Raw genomic sequence first — 8,562 nt, forward strand, 5'->3', positions numbered from 1 at the left:
AGGCAGGCCGAGGCCGGAAAGCACTGCCTCGAACACCGCCTGGTCGCCAAGGGTGACAGTCAGCGCGCGCTCAGGCAGGACGCGCGCAAGCAGCGCATGGGCGTCGGCCAGCGAGCGCGCGTCGGCATCAGCGCGGTCTTCGGCGCCTAAATCCTCGATGCCTGCCTGAAAGAATTCCGCGCCGCCCTCACGGCGCTGACGGAACACCTCGCCCAGATAGGCATAGCGCCGCGGCGTCGTCGCCCGCCGCTCGATGTGGTCGCGGCAGACGGGAATGGTGAATTCGGGCCTCAGGCACAGGCTGCGGCCGGTCTCGCTCTCGCTCAGGAAGATGCGCCGGCGCAGATCCTCGCCCGCCATGTCGAGGAAGGGGTCGGCCGGCTGGATGATCGGGATGTCCGTCAGCGCCGCCGCGCGCTCTTCGAAGAGGGCGAGGATGTCGCCGGCGAAGGAGGGGTAGCGCAAGGTCATGGGCAGCGGGCTCTTTCCTGCGCGCGCACTGGGGTGCCGCCGCCGCCGACAGAGGATCCGGCGTCGGACATGCTCAAGCGCCCCGCTCCTCGCTCTGCGCCTCGAGCACGCCCCTGACCGCCTCCACCAGTTCGCCCTCCGGCACGGAAAACTGCGCCGGCCGCGCCGATCGCCAGGTCACGTTGTCCTCGATCTCTTCGGAAAGGCGCTTGCCCTCCGCGAGGTCCTTGATCTGCACCTCGCCCCTTTCGCGCTCGTCGCCGCCCTGGATGACGACGCACGGGGCACCGCGCCGGTCGGCATATTTCATCTGCGCCTTCATGCCGGCACCGCCGAGATACATCTCGGCGCGGATGCCGGCCCGGCGCAGGTCGGAGACCATCTTCTGGTAGCGCCCGAGGCTCTCGGTGTCCTTGTCCATGACGAGGACGACGACGGGAGCGACTGCATCGGCCGTCTTGAGCTTGCCGAGATTCTTCAGCGCCGTCATCAGGCGCGACACGCCGATGGAAAAGCCCGTCGCCGGCACCGGCTCGCCGCGAAAGCGTGAGACCAGCCCATCATAACGCCCGCCACCTCCGACCGAGCCGAACTGGACGGTCTCGCCCCTTTCGTTGACGACGGGAAAGGTGAGCTCGGCTTCGAAGACGGGGCCGGTGTAGTATTCGAGGCCGCGGACGACTGAGGGGTCGATGCGGATGCGATCGGGGCCGTAGCCGGCATTTTCGACGAGTAACCGAATCTGCTCAAGCTCGGTTATGCCTTCGATATAGCTCTTTGCATCGATCCCAACCTCATTCGATGTGAGTGTAGGAGGCTGCCGGACCAAGAGTCCGCCCTTTGCGTTAACGAATTCCGGGCGACTGTGATCGGGTCGATTTACTGCCATCGAACTTGGATCGAGAGCCTCAAAGAGGACATCAATGTGACTTTCATCCAACTCCGCTCCCTTGGTGAAATCTCCGCTCTCGTCCATGCGGCCTTTGCCGAGCAATTCCCGCACGCCCTCTGATCCAAGCCGATCCAACTTATCGATCGCCCTCAGCACCGTCAGCCGCCGCCCGGCGTTCTCCTCCCCGCCGAGCCCGATCGCCTCCAGCACCCCGTCCAGCACCTTGCGGTTGTTCACCCGGATCACATAGTCCCCACGCGCAATCTCCAGCGCCTCCATGACATCCGCCATCATCATGCACATCTCGGCATCCGCCGCGACGCCCGGTGTCCCCACCGTGTCGGCGTCGAACTGCATGAATTGGCGGAAGCGGCCGGGGCCGGGCTTCTCGTTGCGGAACACCCAGCCGGCGCGGTAGCTGCGGTAGGGTTTCGGCAGGCGCTCGAAATTTTCGGCATAGAACCGGGCGAGGGGGGCGGTGAGGTCGTAGCGCAGCGAAAGCCACTGCTCGTCATCGTCCTGGAAGGAGAAGACGCCCTCGTTGGGCCGATCCTGGTCGGGCAGGAACTTTCCCAGCGCGTCGGTATATTCGATGAGCGGCGTTTCGACCGGTTCGAAGCCGTAGAGCTCGTAGACGGCGCGGATCTTGGCGCACATCTCGTCGACGGCGCGGATGTCCTCGGCATGGCGGTCGACGAGCCCGCGCGGGAGCCGTGCCTTCACCTTGTCCGCCTTGCCTGCCATGTGCGATTTCGCCCGTCCAGAATGATTGACCGCGCCCGGTCTTCCGGGCGCGGCTGTCCTAGCCGATAAGGGTGTGTGCGGCAAGGGCGCGGGCGGGCCGCTCAGCTCACGAAGCGCAGGTTCGACAGCTCGTCGGCGATCTCGCGGAAAGTCTCCTCGAGCTCGGCGCCGGTGGCGTTCCAGAACAGCTTGGCCGGTTTCTCGGGATTCTCGGGGTCCTTGCGGAAGCGCGACTCGGACGAGCACCGGCGCAGGGCGTCGATCTGCTCCCTTTCATTGTTCCGCCACGTGCCGAGATCGAGCGCCACGGTCATCACCATGATGCCTTCCTGTTTCGCCGTCTCGCACAACTGGTCGAACTGCTGGTTCATCGCCTTCGTGAAATTTTCTTCCGAATAGTAGTTGCTGTTGACGGTGGTGCCGTCGAAGATGCGGCCGTTCTCGGCATAGCCGTAGTTCGAGTAGATCGACTTGTTGCCCGCTTCGTCGCTGGCGCCGAACCATCCGGGCGTATAGTAGGTGTTGGCGCCATCGGTCAGCACGATGACCACCTTGTCGTTGCCTTTCTCCTGGTCGGGTCTGCCCTCGGTGAAGGGCTCCCCGCCGGAGACGACGCGCCAGCCCCAGGCCATGCCTTCCGGCACGTTGGTGGCTCCGTCGGCGCGCATCTTGTCGATCGCACCCTTGACGAGGTCCAGTCCGGCTTGGTCCGTCACGTCCGTGAGTGGCGTGATCGGCTCTGTGGTGCAGCTAAGGTTGGGACCTTTCCCGGGCGGCACGGCAGCCGTGCCCACTGCATGGAAGTACTTGGGCATGTATCGCTGGCGGCTGAGGGACTTGTTGGGCCATTCGCCGCCCGTCTGGTCCGCCCACCAGTCGTTGTAGGCCCTGCGGCCGCGGTCGGACGGATCCGTTTCATCGGGCGCGAACATGGGTACGAACAGGGTTTCCGGGTGATCCCTGTCGGGTGGTGTGTCGTCCAGGCCCAAGGGATGAGGACGCATCTCGACGCATCCCGCCCAGTGGAATTGATCTGCGTTGTGTTTGAGCTTCTTGAGTTCGTCATAAAGCGTGAAGCGCGTCACGATCTCGTCTTCTTCCTCGTCGCGCCAGTCTTTGCCGCGCTTCTTGTAAACGCCGTCGATCCATTCGACCCTCTTGTTGGAGCCGTGCTGCTCTTTCATGGTCTCCCAGTCGAAATTCTCGTGATGGATCGGCGACCGCCCGTCGGTATCCATCCACCAGGCACCGCGCTTGTCGGGTCCGACATTGACCGAGGCCGCGAAGGGCACCACGCCGAACTGCACGGGTTTTGTCACCTGCTGCATGCTCTCGCCCTGTTTCGCCAGCGTCTCGACGAGCTGCTTTGCGGCATCCTTCAAAAGGGCCAGGCGCTTCTTGCCGGAGCCCGAGCCCCATTCGTCCATGGATCCGGAATTGTCGAGCACCAGCGCAACTTCGAGCGTGTTCTTCAGGCGCACCGCGTTGTTGGCGTTCAGGGTGAGTTTCGTCTGGCTTTCCGCGTCTTCGCCGCGCAGAGCCTGGAAGACGGGGAAGAAGATGGGCTGATAGTCGAGGTCGGCGCTCATCTTCAGCGTGCCGCCGCCGGCCTTGTCCGTCGGCAGTTCCACATGCAGCGTGGCTGCCTCCGGCCTGACCGGGCCGAGATTGGCTTCGAAATATTTCCGCGCGTAGGCCAAGACGTCGTCTTCGCTGTCACCCGCCAAGAGCCGCCGGGCGGCGGCGATATTGGCCGCGTCGAGCGCGTTGAGCGCAGCCTGCCTGTGGGCGCTCATGCGGGTGTAGTCGACTGCGAGCGCCAGCGCGCCCATGACGGGCACCATGACGAGTGCCGTGAGCACCGCATAGTTGCCGCGCTCGTCACGACGGAAATTGCGTATCATGAATGCCACCCTGCCTCTGGCTTATGCCGGCAGGATGCGCCAACAGGCTGAACGGATTCCTAATCGGGCGGCAGGATCGACCATAACGGTTCATAGACCGTTAACATGCCGTCCCATACGTCTCTCGCGCCGAAAGCAGGGTGACAGTGTCCGTCACTTGGGCTAATCCCTGCGCGAGTTCCTCAAGCCCGCTTCCGTGCTCTCCAGTTGCCGAGTAGAAGGAGAACCCCATGCCGCAGCCGCCGGACATGATCGACCGTCTTGACGTGCTGGCGGAGCCCTATTCGGTCATCCTTTGCGACGTTTGGGGTGTGGTGCACAACGGTGTCTCGGCCTTCCGCGATGCCGTGGAGGCGTTGAAGCGCATGCGCGCCGCCGGCAAGGCCGTGGTCCTGATCACCAACGCCCCGCGCCCGCACGATCAGGTCGAGGAGCAGCTTCGCCTCCTGGGCGTCGACGACGCGGCATGGGACAGCGTGATCACCTCGGGCGACGTCACCCGTGAATTGATCCGCAACGCCCCGCGCAGGCTGTTTCACATCGGTCCGGACCGTGACATGATGCTTTACGACGGTCTCGACATCGAACTCGTGGAGGAATTCGAGGCGGCGGGCGTGGTCTGCACCGGGCTTTACGATGACGAGACCGAGACGCCGGAGGACTACGCCGAAATCTTGCAGCGCCTGCGCACACGTGATCTTCCTTTCATCTGCGCCAATCCGGACATCGTCGTCGAGCGCGGCGACAAGCTCGTCTTCTGCGCCGGCGCGCTCGCGCGCGAATACGGCCTCATGGGAGGGCGCACGCTGATCGCGGGAAAGCCGCATCGGCCGATCTACGAGGCAGCCCTTGCCGCCGCCGAGAAAACGCTCGGCCGTGCGGTCGGTCCGGCCGATGCGCTCGCCATCGGCGACGGCGTCCTGACCGATATCAAGGGCGCGGCCGGCATGGGCATCGACGTGCTCTATGTGACGGAGGGCATTCATGCGGCAGAGCACAGCGAGAATGGCAGGCCCGACCCGGCCCGGCTGGCCGCTTTCCTGGAACAGCACGGCCTCCAGCCGGTAGCGGCGATCGAAAAGCTACAATAGAGGCGGAACGTGGCAGGCGGCATCCTGAGATGTGACGGACCCCGGGCCCTCCCGCCCCGCTTGCACGGCGGAGTTGTCGTCATCGGCAATTTCGACGGCGTCCATCGCGGCCACCAGGCGGTGCTGGCGCGTGCGCTCGAAGTGGCCGCGACGCATGGCTGCCCGGCCATCGTGCTCACCTTCGAGCCGCATCCGCGCAGTGTCTTCCGTCCCGACGTGCCGCTCTTCCGCCTCACACCGGCGCCGATGAAGGCGCGCCTGCTGGAGGCGATGGGTTTCGACGCCGTCGTCGAGCAGCCTTTCACGCGCGATTTCGCCGCCCTGTCGCCGGAGGCTTTCGTCACGGAGATCCTGGTGCGCGGTCTCGGCGCGGCGCATGTGGTGACCGGCTTCGACTTCCACTACGGGAAGAACCGCGGCGGCACGCCGGAGACGCTGGCCGAGGCCGGTGCCGTGCACGGGTTCGACGTGAGCCTGGTCGCCCAGTTCTCGGACGAGGGCGGAGACGTGGTCTCCTCCAGCCGGGTGCGAAATTTGCTGGCGCAGGGCGATGTGGCCGAAGCCGCCGGCCTCCTAGGCTATCGCTACACGGTGGAAGGCGCGGTGAGCGAGGGCAAGCGGCTCGGCCGCACGCTCGGCTTCCCCACCGCCAACATGGCGCTGCCGGATGAGACGGCCCTCGCGCACGGCATCTATGGTGTGCGCTTTCGCCGCTCCGACGGCACGCTGCACGACGGCGTGGCGAGCTTCGGCCGTCGGCCGACGGTTGACGAGGAGGGCCGGCCGCTTCTCGAGACCTTCGTCTTCGATCTCGATGACGCGCTTTACGGCGAGACCTGTGCCGTTTCCTTTTTCGGCTTCCTGCGGGGCGAGGAGAAGTTCGACGGGCTGGAGGCGCTGGTTTCGCAAATGAAGCAGGACGAGGCCGAGGCGCGGGCACTGCTTTCGGGCGTAAGACCGCTTTCCGAGATCGATCTGAGGATCGCGTTCTCCGGTTGAGACCGGTGCCCTGCGCGGTTCAATCGCGCCGGTTCAACCCCGTGGCGAAGCGCTTTGCGTTTTCCACGTAATGCCGGGCGGTCTCCGCCAGCTTCGCCTGCGCCTCTTCGTCGAGTTGCCGCACCACCTTGGCCGGGGCACCGAGAACGAGCGAGCCGTCGGGGATTTCCTTGCCTTCGGTGACGAGCGCATTGGCGCCGATCAGGCAGTTCCTGCCGATCCGGGCGCCGTTGAGCACCGTCGCGCCCATTCCGACGAGGCTGTTCTCGCCGATCGTGCATCCATGCACGACGGCGCTGTGGCCGATCGTGCAGAAGCGCGCGAGCGTGGTGGGAAAACCCGGGTCGGTGTGCAGAACGGCATTGTCCTGGATGTTTGCGCCCACCCCCACGGTGATCGGCTCATTGTCGCCGCGCAGGACTGCGCCGAACCAGACACTGCTGTCCTCTTCCAGATGCACCTTGCCGATGACGGCGGCGGTCGGTGCAATCCAGCAGAAGCCTGCGGGCAGGCGAGGGGAGATATCGCCGAAAGCGTAGACGGACACGAATTTGCCTCCTTGCGGATACGAACGAGACCGGCGCCGGGGCGACGCCGCCCGCCGGCTACATATCGGCTTATCTCCTGCTTGAAAACGCCCCGCCTTGTTCGGCCGGCGCGAAGATGGAGATCGCCTTGGGATGCACCTTGAAATGCGCCGGCGTCGCGGTGACGATTTCCCCGTCGGTGTTCACCGGCATCGGCTTGTCCGTCTCGATGTCGAACTCGACACACCGGGCCGTACGCACCTCCTTCCAGGCGCCGTGGCGGCCGGAGCGGAAGGAACGCAGCATCAGCGCCAGTTTCCAGAGGTTCTTCATTTCCAGGCTGTAGAGGTCGAGATGGCCGTCATCGATGGCCGCCGTTTCCTCCACGACGTTGCCGCCGCCATAGTGCCGCCCGTTGCCGACGGCGATCTGGTAGGTGTGTACCTCGATCGTGGCGCCCTTCTCGGTGATCCGGGCGGCAAAACGGTTGGCCTTGGCCATGACCTTCATGGCTGCCAGCGCATAGCCTAGCCTGCCAAACCGCTTCTTGAGCGCCGGATCGAGCCCTTGCGCAAGTTCCGTGCTCAGCCCGATGCTGGCGACGTTGAAGAAGGCGTGGCCGTTCACCGTGCCGACATCGATTTGCCGGGCCTGACCGTCGGCAATCACGCCGGCGGCTTCCACGAGGTTCATGGGAATTTCCAGCGTGCGCGCAAGGTCGTTGGCCGTGCCCATCGGCATGATGCCCATCGGCAAGCCGCTTTCCATCACGGCGACCGCCGCCGAGGACACGGTGCCGTCGCCGCCGCACACGACGACGAGATCGGCCATCTTGCGCAGGCGCACGATGTCGCGTGCGATTTCCGGGAGCGCCTTGAAGGGCTCGACCTGGGTGACCAGCCCGCCGGCACGAAGCCGGTCGAGCACCGGCGCGAGCGATTCCTGCCCGCGGCGTGCCTTGGGATTGATGAGCACAAGCGCCCGTTTCGTGGTGACGTTGTCCATGGAAGCCTGCAAGAGGATGAAAGCCGCGGGAGATATATGCCCGGCGGCCGCAAATTGCGACCGTGGCAGGCGCGGCATCGCTCGCCTCGCGGATTAAATCTTTGTAACGGTCGGGGCGAACGCCGTGTCCTGCGGAGCTCCGCCCGCGTCCCTCCTGTCTCCGCCGAGCACGATGCGCGCGGCTTCCCCGGCGAGCGCCGGCGACAGGAGGAAGCCGTGGCGGTGGAAACCGTTGACGAAGAGCGTCCCGTTCCGCTCTTCGATCCTCGGCAAATTGTCGGGGTAGGCGGGGCGAATGCCGGCCGCGGCCTCGATGATGCGCGCTTCGCCGAAAGCGGGAAGGAGCGCATAGGCTGCATTGAGCAGTTCTATGGCCGAGCGCGCGGTGATCGGTCCCTCGTCGGCGCTTTCGATCATGGTCGCCCCCACCATGAAGCGGCCGCCGCTGCGCGGGACGATGTATACCGGGAAGCGCGGGTGGATGAGCCGCACGGTGCGGGAGAGCCTCACCTCCCGTGTCTCGAGATAGAGCATCTCGCCGCGCACGCCGCGCAGTTCCGGCACCGAGGCGGCAGCGGCAAAGCCTGTGCAGTCGACGACCCGGTCGAAGGTCTCGCCCCGCGGCGGCTCGGCACGATTGAAGAGGAAGCGCACGCCGGCGGCTTGCAGCTTTTCAGCCAATACCCTCAATGCCTGACGCGGATCGAGATGCGCTTCCTGCGGGAAGAAGAGCCCGGCGCGGAAACGGCCTGCTAGATCCGGTTCGAGCGACGCGATTTCGTCGGCGGCAACGCGGGAATGTCCCTCCGTGCGCGCGGCGAAGCGGCGCAATTCGGCGGTGTCGCGCGGCGGCGCCACGACAAGCGTGCCGTTGAAGTGCACCAGGCCCGGAACGGCCGCTTCCCACCAGCGCGCGGCCTCGCGGCCGA

At 65.5% G+C, this 8,562-nt stretch carries 8 protein-coding genes; 2 read left to right on the plus strand and 6 right to left on the minus strand.

The annotated features are described in order from the left end of the window. The 3 genes from ACFP9U_RS21775 to ACFP9U_RS21785 all read right to left on the minus strand — a co-directional run. The coding region (locus tag ACFP9U_RS21775; RefSeq protein WP_378624694.1) for an ATP phosphoribosyltransferase regulatory subunit at positions 1 to 471 on the minus strand (471 nt) is incomplete at its 3' end. A gap of 73 nt (positions 472 to 544) precedes the next feature. Further along, entirely contained in the window at positions 545 to 2,107 is a 1,563-nt protein-coding gene (hisS, locus tag ACFP9U_RS21780; RefSeq protein ID WP_378624696.1) for a histidine--tRNA ligase, read from the minus strand. Between the two features lie 101 nt (positions 2,108 to 2,208). Next, on the minus strand, positions 2,209 to 4,011 hold the full coding sequence (locus tag ACFP9U_RS21785; protein ID WP_378624697.1) for a pilus assembly protein TadG-related protein: 1,803 nt from the start codon (positions 4,009 to 4,011) through the stop codon (positions 2,209 to 2,211). A gap of 230 nt (positions 4,012 to 4,241) precedes the next feature. Between ACFP9U_RS21785 and ACFP9U_RS21790 the strand changes: the two genes are divergently transcribed. Together ACFP9U_RS21790 and ACFP9U_RS21795 are read left to right on the plus strand one after the other, a co-directional pair. Then, on the plus strand, positions 4,242 to 5,102 hold the full coding sequence (locus tag ACFP9U_RS21790; protein WP_378624700.1) for a TIGR01459 family HAD-type hydrolase: 861 nt from the start codon (positions 4,242 to 4,244) through the stop codon (positions 5,100 to 5,102). 9 nt (positions 5,103 to 5,111) lie between these two features. Continuing rightward, positions 5,112 to 6,101: a bifunctional riboflavin kinase/FAD synthetase gene (locus tag ACFP9U_RS21795; protein ID WP_378624701.1), complete on the plus strand. Its 990-nt coding sequence runs from the start codon at positions 5,112 to 5,114 to the stop codon at positions 6,099 to 6,101. A 19-nt stretch (positions 6,102 to 6,120) separates the two neighbouring features. Here the strand turns inward: ACFP9U_RS21795 and ACFP9U_RS21800 are convergent, their stop codons facing one another. The 3 genes from ACFP9U_RS21800 to ACFP9U_RS21810 form a co-directional block, all read right to left on the minus strand. Next, positions 6,121 to 6,648: a gamma carbonic anhydrase family protein gene (locus tag ACFP9U_RS21800; protein ID WP_378624702.1), complete on the minus strand. Its 528-nt coding sequence runs from the start codon at positions 6,646 to 6,648 to the stop codon at positions 6,121 to 6,123. Between the two features lie 70 nt (positions 6,649 to 6,718). Continuing rightward, a complete protein-coding gene (locus tag ACFP9U_RS21805; RefSeq protein WP_378624703.1) occupies positions 6,719 to 7,633 on the minus strand; it encodes a lipid kinase in 915 nt (304 codons plus the stop codon). A 93-nt stretch (positions 7,634 to 7,726) separates the two neighbouring features. Then, positions 7,727 to 8,562: FAD-dependent oxidoreductase (locus ACFP9U_RS21810; protein ID WP_378624704.1), on the minus strand; the 836-nt coding region annotated here is incomplete at its 5' end.

It is taken from the genome of Nitratireductor sp. GCM10026969 (genome assembly GCF_042660605.1).
Classification (GTDB): Bacteria; Pseudomonadota; Alphaproteobacteria; order Rhizobiales; family Rhizobiaceae; genus Chelativorans.

Coding starts and splice junctions, on each gene's coding strand:
- hisS (WP_378624696.1), bottom strand. CDS start 2,107: ATGGCAGGCAAGGCGGACAAGGTGAAGGCACGGCTCCCGCGCGGGCTC.
- ACFP9U_RS21785 (WP_378624697.1), bottom strand. CDS start 4,011: ATGATACGCAATTTCCGTCGTGACGAGCGCGGCAACTATGCGGTGCTC.
- ACFP9U_RS21790 (WP_378624700.1), top strand. CDS start 4,242: ATGCCGCAGCCGCCGGACATGATCGACCGTCTTGACGTGCTGGCGGAG.
- ACFP9U_RS21805 (WP_378624703.1), bottom strand. CDS start 7,633: ATGGACAACGTCACCACGAAACGGGCGCTTGTGCTCATCAATCCCAAG.